The 531-nt window shown below is 52.4% G+C and carries 1 protein-coding gene; it reads right to left on the minus strand.

The window, feature by feature from the left end; all coding sequences use genetic code 11:
• Positions 1 to 230: 230 nt before the first annotated feature.
• Positions 231 to 531 (minus strand): T9SS type A sorting domain-containing protein (locus NZM05_12725; protein ID MCS7014479.1); only part of this gene is annotated, 301 nt, incomplete at its 5' end.

Genomic DNA, 531 nt, shown 5'->3' on the forward strand with positions numbered 1-531 from the left:
AGGGACGTTTTTGCCGCAAGGCAAAAACAGGGTGAGGTTCAACCTCACCTCCGGCCCCTTACCTCCCCCCCGGCCCCTCTCCTTCAAAAGGAGAGGGGAGCGCCACTGTCCCTCGCCTTACAAAGGAGAGGGACGTTTTTGCCGCAAGGCAAAAACAGGGTGAGGTCACTGAAAGAAAAAGGCGTCCCTTCTTCTGAGACGCCTTTTTCTTTCTTCACGCAAAACGGAGGTTACTTCAGAAGCATCATTTTTCTTGTTTGCACAAAGGTTTCTCGGCTACCTTGTGCTGTGAGGCGGTAGAAATACACACCGCTCGAGAGTGCCGATGCATTGAAGGTCGGTGCGTAGTTGCCACGCTCTTGCACAGCATCCACCAGCGTAGCCACCTTCTGCCCTAAGGCGTTGTAGATTTCCAGTTTGACCTTTGCGCGCTCTTTGAGCTGGTAGGGAATGTTTGTCGTTGGGTTAAAAGGATTCGGGTAATTTTGCTCTAAGGCAAAGTCTGTCACGATGGTGGAGAAGCGCGTTTCC

The sequence above is a fragment of the Chloroherpetonaceae bacterium genome, from assembly GCA_025056565.1.
GTDB lineage: Bacteria > Bacteroidota > Chlorobiia > Chlorobiales > Thermochlorobacteraceae > Thermochlorobacter.